We start from the raw sequence: 16,376 nt of genomic DNA on the forward strand, positions 1-16,376 counted from the left end.
AGAGCCGCCGGCGTCCGGGCCCGGGGTGCGTCAGTGCCCGGTGACGCCGCCGTTGTCGCGGCGGTCGAGCGCCCGCTGGAGCGCGGCGGCGGCGTTCACGCGGTCGGCCGCGCGCTCGGTGCTGTCTGCGCGGCGGGCGGAGCGGCGGGTCCTGCGGACGGCGGTGTCGGCCATGGGGTCACGTCTCCTCTGCGTGGGGGCGCGCGGGCGAGGCGCGCGGCGTCGGGTTCGGCTGCCTGTCTCCGGCCCGCCGTTCCCGGCACGGCGGCGGAAGGTTCGAAGAGCGCCGGGGCCGGGGCGTGGTGGGCCGGAGAGCCGGAAGGAACGCGGGGGCCGGGGTGCCGCAGGGATCACCTGCGCTCGCGCACGGGGCCACAACCGCTGATCGCTCGATGGAGCGGGACGTTCGGCTTCTTCCACGCTAGGACAGCCCGCGCTCGCTGTCTGCACAATTACTCGGTCTTCCTACTATCTGAGACGGAGGCTCGGCCGTCCGGGCGAAGAGCCCCTCCTCGCCGGTGGGACGGGGGCCTCCGGACGGCCGCCTACTCAGCGCGCGCCGGACCGGCCTGAGTAGCGGTCCTGAGTACCCGCGCCGATCCGGGCGGCGGACCGGTCGGCGAAAGTAAGGCCCATGAACGGCCTGTACGCACTCAAGCCCTGGTACGCGGCCCGCCTCGGCGGGCTGCGCGCCGCGCTCGCCCGGCACGGGGTGTCCCCGGACACCCTGACCGCCGCCGGCGTGCTCAGCGCGGCCGGCGCGGGGGCGGCGCTCGCGCTGCTGCCCGCGCCCCTGGCAGCCGCCCCCGTCGCGTTCCTCCTCGCCGCGCGCCTCGCCTTCGCCAACCTCGACGGCGCGCTCGCCCGCGACACCGGGCGCACCACGCGCCGGGGCGCGGTGCTCAACGAGCTCGGGGACCGGGCGGCCGATCTGCTCGTCCTCGCCGGCTTCCTGCCGCTCGCGCCGCTGTGGCTGGTGGCGGTGGCAGCGCTCGCCGCGACGCTGCCGTCCTGGGTGTCGCTCGCGGGTGCGGCGGCGGGTGCCGCCCGGCGCAACGGCGGCCCGGTGGGCAAGACGGAACGCTGTCTGCTGGCGGTCGTGGCGGCGGCGACGGGCTGGGCCGTGCCGGTGCTCGTCGTGGTCGCGGTGGGCTCGGCGCTGACGGCGCTGTTCCGGCTGGGGTGGCTGTGGCGCGAGCTGGGTGCGAGCCGGTGAACGCCTACATAGCCAACGAGGACGTGCTCACCCGCGTCGTACCCGTCGTCGCCGGCGCGCTGGCCGTGGGCGGGGTGGCCGTGGCGGCGCTCCCCGCGCGCGTGGGGATGCGCCGTGAGCTGCGCCGCCGCTGGTGCACCTGGGCCGTGGCGGCACCGCTGTTCCTCGGCGCGCTGTGCATGGGCCCGTTCGGCGGGGCGCTGCTGGCCGTGATGCTGGGCCTGGTCGCGGTCGCCGAGTACGCCCGGATGGTGCGTCTGGGGCGGGGCGAGCGGGTGGTGCTGAGCACCGCCGCCGTGCTGGTCCCGCTGCTGGGGATTCTCTCGGACGTGGCGCCGCGCGTCTTCGACCTGCGGCTCGTCGCCCTGCTGCTCGTGGCGGGCGCGCTGCCCGCGCTGCTGTCCGGCGACACCCGCCCGGGGCGGTGAGCGGGCCGCGCGCACGGTCTTCGGACTGCTGTGGATCCCGGTCGCCCTGACCGGGCTCGTGCTGCTGGACGACACCGTGGTCGCCATCGGTGTGGCCGTCGCCTTCGGCGACATCGGCGCCTGGTGCGGGGGCATGCTGCTGGCCCGGATGGGTGGCGGGCTCGCCCGGCCGCTGTCGCGGCTCTCGCCCGGCAAGACCTGGGCGGGGGTGCTCGGCGCGGGCATGGGCGTGGCCGCGGGCCTGGACGTCGCCGGCGCGTTCACCGTCACCCTGTGGGCGGCGGTGCTGGCCGGCTGCGTCTTCGGCGACCTCCTCGAATCCATGATCAAGCGCGAGGCCGGCGTCAAGGACGCGGGCACCTGGCTGCCGGGCTTCGGCGGTCTCCTCGACCGGATCGACTCGCTGCTGGTGGCGCTGCTGCTCGCGATGGTGGTGACGCTGTGAGGACGGTTTCTGCTCACGGAGACGGGACCGCGACGGCCGCGGTCCGGCCGCGCCGGCGCCACGGCACACCCGGCGGTGGCACACGCCGTGTCGCCGGGCGGGCGCGCGTACGAGCCCTCGCGCCCCGTCGGCGCGGCCCGCGGGGCACGGCGCTCCGGGGCCGGCTGGGCAGGGTCGTACGCGGTCCCGCCCGGCACCGGACGGTGGTGGCCGGGCGCCCGAGGGGCGCTGTGCGTGCCGCGCATCCGGGTGGGCTCGCCACCGAGCTGTACGCCGCGCGCGGTTCCCTCCTCACCGGACGACGCGCCCGGCGGAGGGCCGGAGCCCTGGGGCGTACGGGCCGCGGCGCCGCCCCGCCCACCGGTCCGCGTGACGGCCGGCCCGCCCGCCGCGCCGTCGCCGCCGCGTGGTTGCGGCGCGCCCTGTGGACGGTCGCGCTGACCCTCACGGGCGGGGTCTCCCGGAGCGGCCGGCTGCCCCGCGGCGGGTGCGTCGTCGTCGCCAACCACTCCTCGCACGCCGACACGGCCGCCCTCCTCGCCGCGCTGGACGCGCGGCACGCGCCGCTGATCGGCGCCGCCGCCGACTACTGGTTCGCCACGCCGTGGCGGCGCCGCGTCTGCCGACGGCTCGCGGCGGGCTTCCCGGTACGGCGCACCGGGGGCGGGCTGACGGACCTGCTGGCGACGGCCGGCGAACTGCGCGCGGGCCGGGCCGTGGTGCTCTTCCCCGAGGGCACCCGCCGCGGCGACGGGGAGGACGGCGAGGTCGGCGCGTTCCACCGGGGCGCGCTGCTGCTCGCGGAGCGGGCCGGGGTGCCGGTGGTACCGGTGGGGATCGCGGGTACGGACCGGCTGCTGCCCAAGCACGGCAGGCTGCGCCGGTCGGCCGTACGGGTCCGCATCGGCGAGCCGCTGTACGGCGCGGTCTCCCCCGACCGGGCCCGTACGGCCGTCGCGGCCCTCACCGCCCGGGCGGGGGGAACGGGCCGGGGCGGTCGCCCACCAGCCGTGGAACGGGGTGCCGTTCAAGATCTACGCGGCCGCGGCGGGCCGGGCGGAGGTCCCGGCCGGTGACTTCCTCGCCGCCGCGGCGAAGGCCCGGTCGGCGCGCACCGTGGGCGTGGGGCTCGCGTTCGCGGCCCTGGGCGTCGCGGCCCTGGGCGTCGCGGCCCTGGGCGTCGCGGCCCTGGGCGTCGCGGCCCTGGGCGTCGCGGCCCTGGGCGTCGCGGCCCGCCGGCTGCGCCGGCTCCATCCGCTCTACCTCGTCCTGCTGGGCGGCGGCTTCACCGCCGGCCTGGCACTGATCGTGGCGGGCCGGCGCCGACGCGCCGGGAGTCGTGGCAGGGGCGTGACAACGTCTCCACAGGACCTCCATGCTCCGCCGCCTATGGTGATCGCCGCGGCAACGCCGCGATCTTGTCCGGAACACCGCTTGACCGAACCACCGGAGGACGCTTCCGTGCGCCGAATATCCCTTGTGTCCCTCACGCTCACCACGGCCGCGCTCATCGGCGGCACCGCCGTGATCGCCGCCCCGGCGCAGGCCGCCGCCAAGGTGTGCAACGCCGACAACGCCATGATCTACACCGACGGCACCCGGCTGCGCGCCAAGGCCGGCTCGTCCGGCGCCGTCAAGGGCCAGCTCTACTTCAAGGACCCGATCCGGATCACCGGCAAGTCGGGCGGCTGGGACCGCGTCGTCCTGAAGGCCAAGAGCCGCGGCGGCCTGCCCAAGGGCACCACCGGCTGGGTGGCCCACTCCCACATCATCCCGCCCTACTGCGGCGGCCTGTGACAGCTGTGCCGGGCCCTCGGCCGGGCCCGGCACGACACCGCCCCCGTCCGGCTGGGGGGCCGGACGGGGGCGGGGCTCAGCAGCGGGCCGGGATCAGCCCATGTGCGGGTAGCGGTAGTCGGTCGGCGGGACCAGGGTCTCCTTGATGGAGCGGGTCGACGTCCAGCGCATCAGGTTGGACGCGGCGCCGGCCTTGTCGTTCGTGCCCGAGGCACGGCCGCCGCCGAAGGGCTGCTGGCCGACGACGGCGCCGGTCGACTTGTCGTTGATGTAGAAGTTGCCCGCGGCGAAGCGGAGCTTCTCCATCGCGTCGGCCGCGGCGTAGCGGTCCTGGGCGATGACCGAGCCGGTCAGCGCGTACGCCGAGACGGACTCCATCTGGGCCAGCATCGCGTCGAAGTCGGCGTCCTCGTAGACGTGCACGGCCAGGATCGGGCCGAAGTACTCGGTCGTGAAGACCTCGTTCGCCGGGTCGGTGCACTCGATGACCGTCGGGCGGACGAAGTAGCCGACCGAGTCGTCGTACGTGCCGCCGGCCACGATGGTGCAGGTCGGGTCGGACTTGGCGCGGTCGATCGCGGCCTTGTTCTTGGCGAAGGAGCGCTCGTCGATGACGGCGCCGATGAAGTGGGCCAGGTTGGTGACGTCACCCATGGTGATGCCGTCGACCTCGGCCGCGAACTCCTCCTTGAAGCCGTTCTCCCAGATGGAGCGCGGGATGTAGGCGCGGGAGGAGGCCGAACACTTCTGGCCCTGGAACTCGAAGGAGCCGCGGGTCAGCGCGGTCTTGAGGATCTCGCGGTCGGCGCTCGGGTGGGCGACGACGAAGTCCTTGCCGCCGGTCTCGCCGACCAGGCGCGGGTAGGACTTGTACTTCTCGATGTTGTTGCCGACCGTCTTCCAGAGGTACTGGAAGGTCTTGGTCGAGCCGGTGAAGTGGATGCCGGCCAGCTCGGGGTGGTTCAGGGCCACCTCGGAGACGGCGATGCCGTCGCCCGTCACCAGGTTGATGACGCCCTTGGGCAGGCCCGCCTCCTCCAGGAGCTCCATCAGGAGCACGGCGGAGTGCGTCTGGGTCGGGGACGGCTTCCACACGACCACGTTGCCCATGAGGGCGGGGGCGGTCGGCAGGTTGCCGGCGATCGCGGTGAAGTTGAACGGCGTGATCGCGTAGACGAAGCCCTCGAGCGGGCGGTGGTCGCTGCGGTTCCACACGCCGGCGGAGTTGGCGACCGGCTGCTCGGCGAGGATCTGGCGCGCGAAGTGCACGTTGAAGCGCCAGAAGTCGACGAGCTCGCACGGGGTGTCGATCTCGGCCTGCTGGGCGGTCTTCGACTGGCCCAGCATGGTGGAGGCGGCCAGCGTCTCGCGCCAGGGGCCCGCCAGCAGCTCGGCGGCGCGCAGGATGATCGCGGCGCGGTCGTCGAAGGACATGGCGCGCCAGGCCGGGGCGGCGGCCAGGGCGGCGTCGACCGCGTCCTGGGCGTCCTGGGTGGTGGCGTTGCGGAAGGTGCCGATGCGGGCCGAGTGGTTGTGCGGCTGCACGACGTCGAACGGCTCGCCGCCGCCCATGCGCTTCTCACCGTTGATGGTCATCGGGAGGTCGATGGGGTTGCCCGCCAGCTCCTTGAGCTTGGCCTCGAGGCGGGCACGCTCCGGGCTGCCGGGCGCGTAGCTGTGCACCGGCTCGTTGACCGGGGCGGGGACCTGGGTCACTGCGTCCATGAGTTCCGTGTCTCCTTGGGGGCTATGGGGGGAAGGGGGGTGGGGCTCAGCCCTTGGTGAGGATGGAGCGGCCGAAGAACAGCAGGTTCGCCGGCTTCTCGGCGAGACGTCGCATGAAGTAGCCGTACCAGTCGGTGCCGTACGCCGTGTAGACGCGCATCCGGTGGCCCTCGGCGGCCAGGCGGACGTGCTCGTCGCTGCGGATGCCGTACAGCATCTGGAATTCGTACTCGTCCAGTTTGCGCCCCGCCTGCCGGGCCAGCTCCTGGGTGATGGTGATCAGGCGCGGGTCGTGCGACCCGATCATCGGGTAGCCCTCGCCCGCCATCAGGATCTTCACGATGCGGACGAACGCCTTGTCGACCTCGGCCTTGTCCTGGTAGGCGACGGAGGCCGGCTCCTTGTACGCACCCTTCACGATACGCACGCGGCTGCCGGCGGCGGCCAGGCGGCGGGCGTCGTCCTCGGTGCGGAAGAGGTACGCCTGGATGACGCAGCCGGTCTGCGGGAAGTCCTTCCGCAGTTCCTCGTGGATGGCGAACATGGAGTCGAGGGTGGTGTGGTCCTCGGCGTCCAGCGTGACCGTGGTGCCGATGGCGGCGGCGGCCTCGACGACCGGGCGGACGTTGGCGAGCGCCAGCTCGTGGCCGCCCTCCAGCGCCTGGCCGAACATGGACAGCTTGACGGACATCTCGGCGCGGGTGCCGAGGCCGAGCTCCTTCAGACGGCCGACCAGCTCCAGGTACGCGTCGCGCGCGGCGTACGACTGCTCGACGGTGGTGATGTCCTCGCCCACCACGTCCAGGGTGACCTCAAGGCCCTTGTCCGCGGCGTCCCGCACGATCGGGACGACCTGGTCGACGGTCTCGCCGGCGATGAACCGGTCGACGACCTGCTTGGTGCCCGGGGCTGCCGACACGAAGCGGCGCATCTTGTCGCTGCGCGACGCAGCGAGAATCACGGGACCCAGCACGGGCACCTCCACGATGACGGCCGCCCCCACCTGGGGAGACGGCATAAGTAACTCAACGTGAAACGTAGAGTTCGCACCACCGCGCCACCATCGACAGCTGTCACGCATCCGTGGCCGGGATCTCAGACAGATGTATGACAATAGGAGAACCGACATAGGGAACATCCGAGGAAAGGAGCGGGGGGCTCGCATGCGGGGCGACTATCAGCAGCTCGTGGACGACATCTCGGCGGCGCTCGGCGCGCCCGCGACGCTGGAGGACCGCGACTTCGTGCTGATCGCGTTCGGCGCGCACGGCGACGACGACGTCGAGCTGACGATGGACCCGGTGCGCACCCGCTCGATCCTCCAGCGGCGGTCGACGGCGGCCGTACGGGCGTGGTTCGAGGCGTTCGGCATCGCGCGGGCCCAGGCGCCGCTGCGGATCCCGCCGGACCCGGCGGCCGGGGTCTTCAAGGGCCGCATCTGCCTGCCCGTACGCCATCGGGGCGTGGTCCACGGCTATGTGTGGCTGCTGGACGACGAGCAGCTGGCCGGCCTGGACCTGAGCGGTCCACCGGCCGACCCGCGGCTCGCCCAGGCGATGGAGACCGCCGCCCGGATCGGGGCGCTGCTGGCCGCCGAGGCCCGCGCGGAGGCCGAGCTGGGCGAGCTCCTGCGGGAACTGCTGATCGGCCGGCCGGCGGGGCGGGACGCGGCGCGGGCCGCGCTGCGGGAGGCGCTCGGCCCCTCGGGCGACGGGCCGCTGGTGCTGATGGCCGTGACCCCGTGGCGGGCGGCGGGCGACGCCGAGGGCGAGGAGGCGGAGGGCGCCGGCTCGGCACTGGCGGCGCAGTCGGGCGTGGCGGCGCTGTGCGCGGTGCCGGACAGCCTGCCGGACGGCTCGCCGGCCCTGGCCGCGCTGATCCGGCTGCGGGCCATGGCCTCCCCGGCACCCGCGCGGACGGCCGCCGACCGGCTGCTGCGCTCGCCGCGCGCGGGCGGCCCGCCGGCGGCGGGCGTCGCGCCCGTGTCCGCGACGGCCGGGCTCGCCGCGCCGCGCCGCGGCCTCGCCGAGCTGTCGGCCGCCTGGGTGGAGGCGCTGTCCGCGGCCCGCGCGGCGGCGGCCGAGCCCCGGCTGGGCCCGGTCGCGGAGTGGGCGGACATCGGCCCGTACCGCGCGCTGGCCGCGCTGCCCCCGGAGGCCGGCGCGGACCCCTCCGTACGCCCGCTGCTGGCCGCGGCCCACGCCGAACTGGCCCGCACCGCGGAGGCCTTCCTCGACTGCGCCGGCCAGGCCGGCCGCACGGCCGCGGCCCTCGGCATCCACCGCCAGACCCTCTACTACCGCCTGGCCCGCGTGGAACAGCTCACGGGCCTCGACCTGGACGAGGGCGAGGACCGGCTGCTGCTCCACATGGGTCTGAAGGCGGCGCGGCTCTGACGGCGGCGGGCGCCCGGCCGGCCCCGGGGACGCGGGTCGCGCCGCGCCGCGCGCCGACCGTCACGAAAGATTGACCGACAGTAATTTCGGATGGTTTCCGGTGGCCGGTCTTCGTCGTTGGTTCGGTCATGTTGATCAACACTGCCCCCGTGACCGACTCCTCGCCCGCTCTCGACATCTCCGGGCTCACCCAACTCCTGTTCCACGACGGCCCCGAGGGCACCGATGCCCACGGCCGCTGGCGCAAGGCGATCTCGACCGAACTCTTCCGCCACCCCGGTGACACCCGCACCGAGGAGAGATGGCGGCTCTCCTACGCCCGCCTGCGGGCCCTGAACGAAGAGCTGCCCTCCCCCGGACACCTGGCCGGCGATCCGCGCGGGCTGGCGGCCCTGCACGAGTGGACGTCGGTGGTGGACGGCGCCACGGCGACCGTGGCCGGCATCCACTACAACCTCTTCCTCGGGAGCCTGCTCGACGACGTGATCTCGCCGTCACGCGACGTGAGCGAGTTCACCGCCATGTCCCGTACCGGCACCTTCCTGTGCACCGAGCACGGGCACGGCAACGACGCGGCCGCGCTGGAGACCACCGCCCGGTACGACCGCGAGCGCGACGAGTTCGTGCTGCACACCCCGCACGAGGGCGCGCGGAAGTTCATGCCCAACACCAGCCCGGCGGGCGGCCCGAAGAGCGCGGTGGTGGCGGCCCGGCTGCTGATCGACGATCAGGACCAGGGCGTCTTCCTCTTCCTCACCCCGCTGAGCGACCACCGGGGAACCCTGCCGGGCGTCACCGTGACGATGCTCCCGGAACGGATCGGCAGCCCGGTGGACCACTGCGTCACCGCCTTCGACCACGTCCGTCTGCCCCGGACCGCGCTCGTCCAGGGCGCGCACGGGCGGCTGTCGCCGGACGGCACGTTCAGCAGCGCCGTGGGCAGTCCGCGCAAGCGGTTCCTGCACGCCATCGCCCGGGTGACGGTCGGGAAGCTGTGCATGAGCGCGAGCACGCTCGGCGGCTGCCGGGCGGCGCTGGCGATCGCCGTCCGCTACGCGCACGCCCGGCGGATCTCCGGCCCGGTGGCGGGGCGGCGCGTACCGCTGGCCGCCCACCGCAGCCACCACGGCCGGCTGCTCGAACGGGTGGCCACCGCCTACGCCATGACCTTCCTCCACCGGGCGGTCACCGAGCACTGGGTCACCCACCGGCCCGGGGAGCGGGCCGAGGCCGAGCGTCTCGTGGCGGTCGCGAAGGGCTGGATCACCTGGCGGGCCCGGGAGATCACGATCGAGAGCCGGGAGCGCTGCGGCGCCAGGGCGCTGTTCCCGGTGAACGGGCTGGCCGAGTTCGCCGCGAACGCGGACGGGGCGATCACCGCGGAGGGGGACAACCTGGCGATCTGGTGCAAGGCGGGAGCCGAGATGATCTTCGGTCACACGCTCGCCCCGGAGCCGCCGAAGGCCACCGGCCTGGAGGACCCCGCCGACCCCGGCTTCCTCCGGCGGGCCGTCGCCGCCGTCGAGCGCCACTGGCACACCACCGCCCGGAGCGACCTGCGCGGCGGCGGGGCGGGGGACGCGCTCGGACGCTGGAACAACGCCTCCACCGCCGCCCTGGATCTGGTCGAGGCGTACACGGTGGGCAAGGCCGCCGACGCCTTCGCCGCGGCCCGCGACCGCGCCGCCGACCCGGCCGCACGCGCGGTCCTGGCCGACCTGAACGCGCTGTTCCTGCTGGACCAGGTGGACTCCCGGAGCGGCCTGCTGCTGACCGAGGGGGCGCTGACCGCGGATCAGGTCCGTTCGCTCCCCCGGGTCCGGCAGGAGCTGACCGCCCGGCTCGCCCCGCATCTGGCGGCGCTGACGGAGGCCTTCGACGTCCCGGAGGAGCACCTGTCCTCCCTGCCGATGCTGACGGCCCCCTGACGAGGCCGCCCGCACGTCCTCCGGTCAGTCCTCCTCAAGTGCGATCGCCTGGACCGGGCAGGCCCGTACCGCCTCCCGGACCAGCGGATCGCCGGCGCCGTCCTCGCGGCCGGGCAGGACCATGCCGAACCCGTCGTCGTCCTGGGTGAAGACGCTGGAGGCGGTCAGGGCGCACTGGCCGGAGCCGATGCAGTTGTCGGAGTCGATACTGACGCGGATGCTGCTCATGGCGCGGTTCCGTTCTCTCTTGTCTCTTGATCTGTTCGCTGCTGATCTCTTCGTGGCTGATCTCTTTGCCGCTGCGGGTAGTTCACCAGGTGACGGGCAGCTCGAAAAGCCCCTGGAGGGTGTCGCCGGGTTTGACCGGCACCTCGCCGGCCGGCACGGCCAGCCGCAGCGTCGGGATGCGGCGGACGAGCGTGGTGAGGGCTATCTCCAGCTCCGCGCGGGCCAGGTTCTGGCCCAGGCACTGGTGGACGCCGTACCCGAAGGCGACGTGGTGACGGGCCGAACGGTGCACGTCGAGGGCCTCGGGGCGCTCGTAGGCGGCGGCGTCGCGGTTGACCACCGAGGTGCTGATCATGATGCCGTCGCCGGCCCGCACCGTCCGCCCGCCGAGGTCGAGGTCCTCGACGGCGACGCGCACCAGACCGTCGGCTATGGACAGGAAGCGCAGCAGCTCCTCGACGGCGCCCGGCATCAGCGCCGGGTCGGCGCGCAGCGCGGCGAGCTCCTCGGGGTGCTCCAGGAGGGTGAACGTGCCGAGGGAGATCATGTTGGACGTCGTCTCGTGGCCGGCCACGAGCAACAGCACGGCCATCATGACCAGTTCCTCGCGGTCGACCTCCCCTTCGGCGAGCCGCTCGGCGATGAGCTCGTCCAGCAGCCCCTCCCCCGGCTCGGCCTCCTTGCGGGCGATCAGGCCTCTGAGGTAGTCGCGCAGTTCGTCGAGGGCGGCCGTGGACCCGACCGCGGTCCGCGCCAGGAACAGCTGCCGCGACCTGGACTCGAAGAAGTCGTGGTCGGCGTAGGGGACGCCGAGCAGGGAGCAGATGACCGTCGAGGGGACGGGCAGGCTGTAGGCGGCGACGAGGTCCGCGCCGGGCCCGGCGGCGAGCATGGCGTCGAGGAGCCGGTCCACGACCGCCTGGATCTGCGGGCGCATCTCGTTGACGCGCTTGAGGCCGAAGCGGGGGATCAGCATCCGGCGCTGGCGGGCGTGTTCGGGGTCGTCGACGCCGAGCAGTGGCAGGACGACGGTGCTCTGCGACTCGGTGCGCGGCGCGACCATGGGGAAGTCCGGGTTCTGCCTGCTGGTGGAGACCCTGGGGTCGGTGAGCAGGGCACGCGCCTCCGCGTGCCCGGTCACCAGCCACACCACGCGCCCGTTGTACAGCGCGACGCGGGTGACGGGTCCGTCGGCGGCCAGCGCGCCGTAGCTCTCCGGCGGCCGGTACGGACACGTACGGTCGCGGGGGAAGGAGGGGGCCGGCGGAACTGACGGAACGGTGGCGTGGACTCGGCCGGCGTCGGTCATGGGCAACCTCCAGGCGTTCGGAACGATGTCCTCTACATCCAGTAAGTCCAGTCCAGGCTTCTTGACCGCTGTCCGCCACGCATAGTTCAGCCATATCCCGCAGAACGGCCGAATATGTCTCACGACCCCCCTCTTCGGGCCTCTTCGGGCCCTTCCCGAGCCCCCTCGGCCTTTCAGGCCCCTTCGGGACGCACGCCTTACGCGGCCGCCCCCTTCCCGGTGGCCGCCGGGGAGAACGTCTCGACCAGGCTGACGACGCTCTCCCCCGCCCGCCCCTGCTCCACGGCGCGCCGCATGAAGTCCCGGACGGTGGCGGGCAGCGTGGTGTCGACGCCCGCGTCCGCCGTGGTGTGGAGGATGTGCTCGACGCTGGCCAGCCCCATGGCGAGGTTGTCGACGTCGCCCTCGTACCGGCCGGCGTCGATGCGCGGGGTGTAGAAGGCGAGGAAGCCCGGGATCGACGCCGCCGTGGAGGAGGCGTACGGCAGGAACTCCTCGGCCGTGATGCCGTTGCGGCGGGCGACGGCGACGGCGTGCAGGTAGCTGACCATCGTGGTCCAGAAGATGTCCATCTGGAGCTGGTAGAACAGCGCGGCCAGGCCCGGGTCGGCGCCGCGGTAGTCGGCGCCGGTGAGGACCTCCAGGGTGGGCCGGTGGGCCTCGAAGACGTCCTCCGGACCGCTGTAGAAGGTCGACGACTCCGGGTTGCCGATGCCCGAAGGGGGCACCTGCACCCCGCCGGTGAGGTGGACGGCGCCGTGGCGCGCGGCCCACGCGGCGGCCTCGCGGGCCCGCGCGGGGGTGTCGGAGCTGAGGTTGACCAGGACACGGCCGGCCAGGGAGTCGGCGGCCGGGCCGAGGATCGCGTACAGCGCGTCGTAGTCGGTGAGGCTGAGGATCACCAGCTCGTTCGCGGCCAGCGCCTCCTCGACGGTGGCGGCGCGCTCGGCGCCCCGGGCCACCAGCTCGTCGGCCTTGGCGGCGGTGCGGTTCCAGACGGTGACGCGGTGGCCGCTGTCCAGGAAGGCACCGGCCATCGCGCGGCCCATGGGGCCGAGGCCGATGACGGTGACGGAGGGCGCGGAGGCAGACATGGAAGACATGGAAGACACAGAAGGATCCCCTCTAGAACGAACGCTCTATCTAGGGAGGAACGTAGCACGCTCTAGAACGAACGCTCTATCCGATATTCTTGGGGCGTGAACACGACCACGGAGGCAGGACGCGACGCGGACGCCGCCCTCGGCACGCGCGAGCGCATCGTGCGGGCGGCCTCACGGCTGATGCAGCGCCAGGGCTACGAGGGCACCGGCATCAAGCAGATCTCCCGGGAGGCCGGGGCCACGCTCGGCTCGGTCTACCACTTCTTCCCCGGCGGCAAGCAGGAGCTGGCCGCGGAGGCGATCCGCCACGGCGACCAGGAGTTCACGGACATCCTGCGGGCCGCGCTGGACGGCACGGACGACCCCGCCGAGGCGGTCGACGCCTGCGCCCGGACGGTCGCCGGGGCCCTGCGCGCCTCCGACTGGATCGACGGCTGCCCGGTCACGGCCACCAGCATCGGCACCGCCGAGCGGGCGCCCGACATCCAGCGGGCGGCGGCCGAGGCGTTCGCGCGCTGGCGGGGCCTGGTCGAGGAGAAGCTCCTCGACCGCGGCTTCGGCGCGGAGAGCGCGCACGAGCTCGCGCACACCGTGATCAGCACCCTGGAGGGCGCCGAGCTCGCGGCCCAGCTCGCGCGGGACGAGGCGCCGCTGCTGATCGCGGGGCGGCATCTGGCGCGGCTGATCGACTCCTACCGCTGACGGGGCGTACGAGCGCCGCGCGTACGCCCCGCGCGCCCTACGCGTCCGGACCGGGAGCGCTCCCCGCGAGGAGCGGACCCATGCCGTCCAGCAGCCTGGCCAGCCCGAACGTGAACATCGAGTCGAGGTCGAAGGCGATGTCCCGCCGCGCCGCGATCCGTGCGTACACCGGATAGCCGCCGTCCTGGAGGATCTCCTCCAGGCGCCCCTGCCGGCTCTCCAGCCACTGCGCGCTCGTGACGCCCGTGTCCTGCTCGGCCTCCGCCTCGTCCTCGAGGTTCACGGCGACGCCGCGCACGTAGCCGGCCACGGTGACCGCGATGTGGAGCAACTCCGAGGCATCGGCGACGCGTTCGCGCACCGGGGCCATCATCCACTCCATCAGGGCGAGGGCGTTCCGGGAGAGCAGCGGGCGGGTGAAGGACATCGCCCCGGCCAGCCAGGGGTGACGTCGGTAGAGGGCCCACTGGAGCCGGGCGGCGGCCTCCAGCCGTCCGCGCCAGTCCGCGGGGGCCCCGGCCGGCAGCTCGACCTCACCGAAGACGGCGTCGGCCATCAGGACGACGAGCTCGTCCTTGCCGGGCACATAGCGGTACAGCACCATCGTGGAGACGCCGAGCCGGGCGGCGATGGCGCGCATGGACAGCGCCGCGGCGCCCTGGGCGTCGGCGATGCCGATCGCGGCCCGCACGACGCGCTCCCGGGTGAGCGCGGATTCACCGTCGCGCGCGCCGTGCCGCGTTCCGTTGCGGGCGCCGTTGCGCCGGGGCGCACGGGCCGGGTGGTCCGGCCCGTTGCCGGGGGCCTCCACCACGGTGCCGACGCCGGGCACGGCCCGTACGAGCCCTTCCCGCCGGAGGACCGCCAGGACCTTGGTGGCGGTGGCCATGGCGACGCCCCACTCCTGAGCGATCCGCCGGGTGGAGGGGATCCGCTCGCCCGCGCGCAGCTCGCCGGAGGCGATGCGGTCGCGGAGCTCCGCGGCGATCCGGAGGTAGGGGCCGGGGCGGTGGCCGCCGACCGTTCTGGTGCGCCCATGCGGGCAGATTACTCGCGCGCCGAAGTCGCCCCGAGGTGACGCTGGATGAGTTCGTACGAGCGGACGCGGTCGCGCAGGTCGTGGACGGGGGTCGTCAGCATGAGCTCGTCCGCCCCGGTCTCGTCGGCCAGCCGGGCGAGCCGTTCCACGACGGCCTCGGGCGTGCCGACGGCCTGCTGCGCGCGGAAGCCGTCCAGCGCGCGGCGCTCCTCCGCCGTGAAGGAGTGGGCGGCCGCCTCCTCGGGCGTCGGGAAGGGGAAGTCGCTCCGGCCCTTGAGGAGCCCGGCCTTGACGACCTCCATCGGCCCGAGCCGCCACGCGGCCTCCTCCTCCGTCCCGGCGCACACGGCCTCCACGCACACCAGCACCCGGGGTTCCGCGCACCAGCGGGACGGGGTGAACGCCGCCCGGTAACGCTCCACCGCCGCCAGGGTGTTCTCCGGCCGGATGTGGTGCGCGAGGGCGATCGGCAGCCCGAGCTCCGCGGCCAGGGCGGCACCCGCGGTGCTGGACGCCAGCAGCCACGGCTCGGGCAGCGGCCCGAGCGCGACCTCGTCGACGAGGAAGGAAAGGATCGCGGCGACATCACCCCGGTACTCCTCGTCCGTCGCCGGCCCGGCCCCTCGGCGCAGCGCCCGCGCGATGCCCTCGTCGAAGGTCCCGGGGCCACGGCCGATCCCCAGGTCGACGCGGTCCTCGTGCAGGGCGGCCAGCGTCCCGAACTGCTCGGCCAGCGTGAGGGGCGCGTGGTTGGGCGCCAGCACACCGCCCGAACCGAGCCGGATGGACGAGGTCGAGGCGGCGGCGTGCGCGGTCAGCACGACCGGCGGGAACGCGCCGATCGCGGGCGAGTGGTGGTGCTCGGCGTACCAGATCCGGCGGTAGCCCAGCCGTTCGAGTTCCTGAGCGAAGGCCGCGGTGTCGCGCAGGGTGTCGACGGCGCGGGTGCCCGTCTGGACCATCGCGACTTCCAGCGCCGAAAGAGGTATGCGGATCATGGCGCCAGCATAGAGATCGGGAACGCGGCGACGGGGTCCGGCCTCGCCCGTCCGCCTCGGGGGCGATCATCGGGCTCCGTGACCGGAGAGTTACTCTCTGCGGAGATACTTATACGCGACAAAGGACAGTAAAGCCCTTGAAGGCGATACAGAAGACCTTCCTGGCGGCCACAGGGGCCGTCCTCGCCCTGACCCTCACCGCGTGCGGCGGCGGTGGGAGTGAACACGGCGGCGGGACCGCCGAGAACGGCGCCAAGGCCGACACCCGTGACCCCTACGCCGTGCTCAAGGCGGCCCGGCAGAAGGTCGCGCAGCAGAACTCGTACAAGACGAAGCGGCTGTCCAAGGATTCGGAGGGCCAGGAGCGCGTCGAGTACGCCTTCTCGCGGAAACCCGACCTCACCGACAAGAAGAGCTGGGACCAGCCCCGCAAGCCCAAGGACAACGGGCTCGACAACTACGACCAGATGGTCGGCACCGAGGACGCGCTCTTCACCAGGAACGCCGGGCTGGCCGGCGGCCGTTGGCTGCGGACCGACGTGAAGGACAAGGCCGCGGAGAAGGAAGCCACCCGGAAGGGCGAGATCCAGAAGCGGGCCGAGGGCGAGCTGCCCAACTGGCTCGGGGTCCTGGGCTCGTCCAAGGGCGTCACCAAGGCCGGCGAGGAGACGGTCGGCGGGAAGCCCGCCACGCACTTCAAGGGCACCGTCGTCCTCGACGAACTGGAGAGGTACAAGGGCGACGCGATGCGGGACTGGCTGCGCGAGGCCTTCGTGGAGGAACGCCGGAAGCGCGGGCTCGCCAAGGTCGACATCGACGTCTGGATCGGCCGCGACGACCTCCCCGTCAAGGGCCAGGAGTCCGGCAAGGATTCCAAGGGCACGCGCGACATGACGGAGGAGTACACGGACTACGGGGTCGACCCGAAGATCCAGGTGCCCGTGCTCAAGGACTCCATCACGCTCGACCAGTTCGCACAGGAGGCCTACGACAAGGGGGCCTCGGGGGCCGGCACCAAGGGCTGAACCCCGGCCGGCGGCCCGGCCCTGTAATCAAGGGGTT

16 protein-coding genes and 1 pseudogene are annotated in these 16,376 nt (G+C 73.6%); 9 read left to right on the forward strand and 8 right to left on the reverse strand.

Going from position 1 to position 16,376, the window contains the following annotated elements:
- Positions 1-30: 30 nt before the first annotated feature.
- A complete protein-coding gene (locus SMD11_RS35850; RefSeq protein ID WP_087926115.1) occupies positions 31-174 on the reverse strand; it encodes a hypothetical protein in 144 nt (47 codons plus the stop codon).
- Positions 175-634: 460 nt separating this feature from the next.
- Between SMD11_RS35850 and SMD11_RS09975 the strand changes: the two genes are divergently transcribed.
- The 5 genes and pseudogenes from SMD11_RS09975 (at position 635) to SMD11_RS37270 (ending at position 3,886) form a co-directional block, all read left to right on the forward strand.
- Positions 635-1,216: a CDP-alcohol phosphatidyltransferase family protein gene (locus SMD11_RS09975; RefSeq protein WP_087926116.1), complete on the forward strand. Its 582-nt coding sequence runs from the start codon at positions 635-637 to the stop codon at positions 1,214-1,216.
- Positions 1,213-1,644 carry a hypothetical protein gene (locus SMD11_RS36300; RefSeq protein WP_234365978.1) on the forward strand — a complete coding sequence of 144 codons (432 nt, stop codon included), beginning with the start codon at positions 1,213-1,215 and terminating at the stop codon, positions 1,642-1,644. Before SMD11_RS09975 ends, SMD11_RS36300 begins: the two co-directional genes overlap by 4 nt.
- 58 nt (positions 1,645-1,702) lie before the next feature.
- On the forward strand, positions 1,703-2,089 hold the full coding sequence (locus SMD11_RS36305; RefSeq protein ID WP_324614718.1) for a phosphatidate cytidylyltransferase: 387 nt from the start codon (positions 1,703-1,705) through the stop codon (positions 2,087-2,089).
- A gap of 326 nt (positions 2,090-2,415) precedes the next feature.
- Positions 2,416-3,412: pseudogene (locus SMD11_RS09985) on the forward strand (lysophospholipid acyltransferase family protein); the annotation flags it as partial.
- 255 nt (positions 3,413-3,667) lie between these two features.
- Positions 3,668-3,886: an SH3 domain-containing protein gene (locus SMD11_RS37270; protein WP_418952512.1), complete on the forward strand. Its 219-nt coding sequence runs from the start codon at positions 3,668-3,670 to the stop codon at positions 3,884-3,886.
- 93 nt (positions 3,887-3,979) lie between these two features.
- On the opposite strand, the gene pruA is transcribed toward SMD11_RS37270, so the two are convergent.
- Together pruA and SMD11_RS10000 are read right to left on the reverse strand one after the other, a co-directional pair.
- Entirely contained in the window at positions 3,980-5,611 is a 1,632-nt protein-coding gene (gene pruA / locus SMD11_RS09995) for an L-glutamate gamma-semialdehyde dehydrogenase (RefSeq protein WP_087926117.1), read from the reverse strand.
- Between the two features lie 46 nt (positions 5,612-5,657).
- A complete protein-coding gene (locus tag SMD11_RS10000; RefSeq protein ID WP_087930390.1) occupies positions 5,658-6,584 on the reverse strand; it encodes a proline dehydrogenase family protein in 927 nt (308 codons plus the stop codon).
- A 190-nt stretch (positions 6,585-6,774) separates the two neighbouring features.
- On the opposite strand from SMD11_RS10000, the gene SMD11_RS10005 reads away from it, so the two are divergent.
- Positions 6,775-8,007: a PucR family transcriptional regulator gene (locus tag SMD11_RS10005; RefSeq protein ID WP_087926118.1), complete on the forward strand. Its 1,233-nt coding sequence runs from the start codon at positions 6,775-6,777 to the stop codon at positions 8,005-8,007.
- Positions 8,008-8,156: 149 nt separating this feature from the next.
- Entirely contained in the window at positions 8,157-9,935 is a 1,779-nt protein-coding gene (locus tag SMD11_RS10010; protein WP_234365981.1) for an acyl-CoA dehydrogenase, read from the forward strand.
- 24 nt (positions 9,936-9,959) lie between these two features.
- Here SMD11_RS10010 and SMD11_RS10015 read toward each other — a convergent pair whose 3' ends face one another.
- The 3 genes from SMD11_RS10015 to SMD11_RS10025 all read right to left on the reverse strand — a co-directional run bounded on the left by SMD11_RS10015 (position 9,960) and on the right by SMD11_RS10025 (position 12,566).
- Positions 9,960-10,163: a ferredoxin gene (locus SMD11_RS10015; protein ID WP_418952429.1), complete on the reverse strand. Its 204-nt coding sequence runs from the start codon at positions 10,161-10,163 to the stop codon at positions 9,960-9,962.
- Positions 10,164-10,245: 82 nt separating this feature from the next.
- The gene (locus SMD11_RS10020) at positions 10,246-11,472 is read right to left on the reverse strand and encodes a cytochrome P450 (RefSeq protein ID WP_087926120.1); all 1,227 of its coding nucleotides are present in this window, start codon (positions 11,470-11,472) and stop codon (positions 10,246-10,248) included.
- A 197-nt stretch (positions 11,473-11,669) separates the two neighbouring features.
- A complete protein-coding gene (locus tag SMD11_RS10025; RefSeq protein ID WP_087926121.1) occupies positions 11,670-12,566 on the reverse strand; it encodes an NAD(P)-dependent oxidoreductase in 897 nt (298 codons plus the stop codon).
- Positions 12,567-12,671: 105 nt separating this feature from the next.
- Between SMD11_RS10025 and SMD11_RS10030 the strand changes: the two genes are divergently transcribed.
- The gene (locus SMD11_RS10030) at positions 12,672-13,277 is read left to right on the forward strand and encodes a TetR/AcrR family transcriptional regulator (RefSeq protein ID WP_267896813.1); all 606 of its coding nucleotides are present in this window, start codon (positions 12,672-12,674) and stop codon (positions 13,275-13,277) included.
- 37 nt (positions 13,278-13,314) lie between these two features.
- On the opposite strand, the gene SMD11_RS10035 is transcribed toward SMD11_RS10030, so the two are convergent.
- Both SMD11_RS10035 and SMD11_RS10040 read right to left on the reverse strand, forming a co-directional pair.
- Positions 13,315-14,325, reverse strand: coding sequence for a TetR/AcrR family transcriptional regulator C-terminal domain-containing protein (locus SMD11_RS10035; RefSeq protein ID WP_087930393.1), 1,011 nt, complete (start codon positions 14,323-14,325; stop codon positions 13,315-13,317).
- Positions 14,325-15,314 carry an LLM class flavin-dependent oxidoreductase gene (locus SMD11_RS10040; RefSeq protein ID WP_087926122.1) on the reverse strand — a complete coding sequence of 330 codons (990 nt, stop codon included), beginning with the start codon at positions 15,312-15,314 and terminating at the stop codon, positions 14,325-14,327. The genes SMD11_RS10035 and SMD11_RS10040 overlap by 1 nt, the downstream gene beginning before the upstream one ends.
- Positions 15,315-15,451: 137 nt before the next feature.
- Here SMD11_RS10040 and SMD11_RS10045 point away from each other — a divergent pair, with 137 nt between their 5' ends.
- A complete protein-coding gene (locus SMD11_RS10045; protein WP_087926123.1) occupies positions 15,452-16,339 on the forward strand; it encodes a hypothetical protein in 888 nt (295 codons plus the stop codon).
- Positions 16,340-16,376 lie beyond the last annotated feature (37 nt).

Source organism: Streptomyces albireticuli (genome assembly GCF_002192455.1).
Lineage (GTDB): Bacteria > Actinomycetota > Actinomycetes > Streptomycetales > Streptomycetaceae > Streptomyces > Streptomyces albireticuli_B.

Coding starts and splice junctions, on each gene's coding strand:
- SMD11_RS35850 (WP_087926115.1), bottom strand. CDS start 174: ATGGCCGACACCGCCGTCCGCAGGACCCGCCGCTCCGCCCGCCGCGCA.
- SMD11_RS09975 (WP_087926116.1), top strand. CDS start 635: ATGAACGGCCTGTACGCACTCAAGCCCTGGTACGCGGCCCGCCTCGGC.
- SMD11_RS37270 (WP_418952512.1), top strand. CDS start 3,668: ATGATCTACACCGACGGCACCCGGCTGCGCGCCAAGGCCGGCTCGTCC.
- pruA (WP_087926117.1), bottom strand. CDS start 5,611: ATGGACGCAGTGACCCAGGTCCCCGCCCCGGTCAACGAGCCGGTGCAC.
- SMD11_RS10005 (WP_087926118.1), top strand. CDS start 6,775: ATGCGGGGCGACTATCAGCAGCTCGTGGACGACATCTCGGCGGCGCTC.
- SMD11_RS10015 (WP_418952429.1), bottom strand. CDS start 10,163: ATGAGCAGCATCCGCGTCAGTATCGACTCCGACAACTGCATCGGCTCC.
- SMD11_RS10020 (WP_087926120.1), bottom strand. CDS start 11,472: ATGACCGACGCCGGCCGAGTCCACGCCACCGTTCCGTCAGTTCCGCCG.
- SMD11_RS10025 (WP_087926121.1), bottom strand. CDS start 12,566: ATGTCTGCCTCCGCGCCCTCCGTCACCGTCATCGGCCTCGGCCCCATG.
- SMD11_RS10040 (WP_087926122.1), bottom strand. CDS start 15,314: ATGATCCGCATACCTCTTTCGGCGCTGGAAGTCGCGATGGTCCAGACG.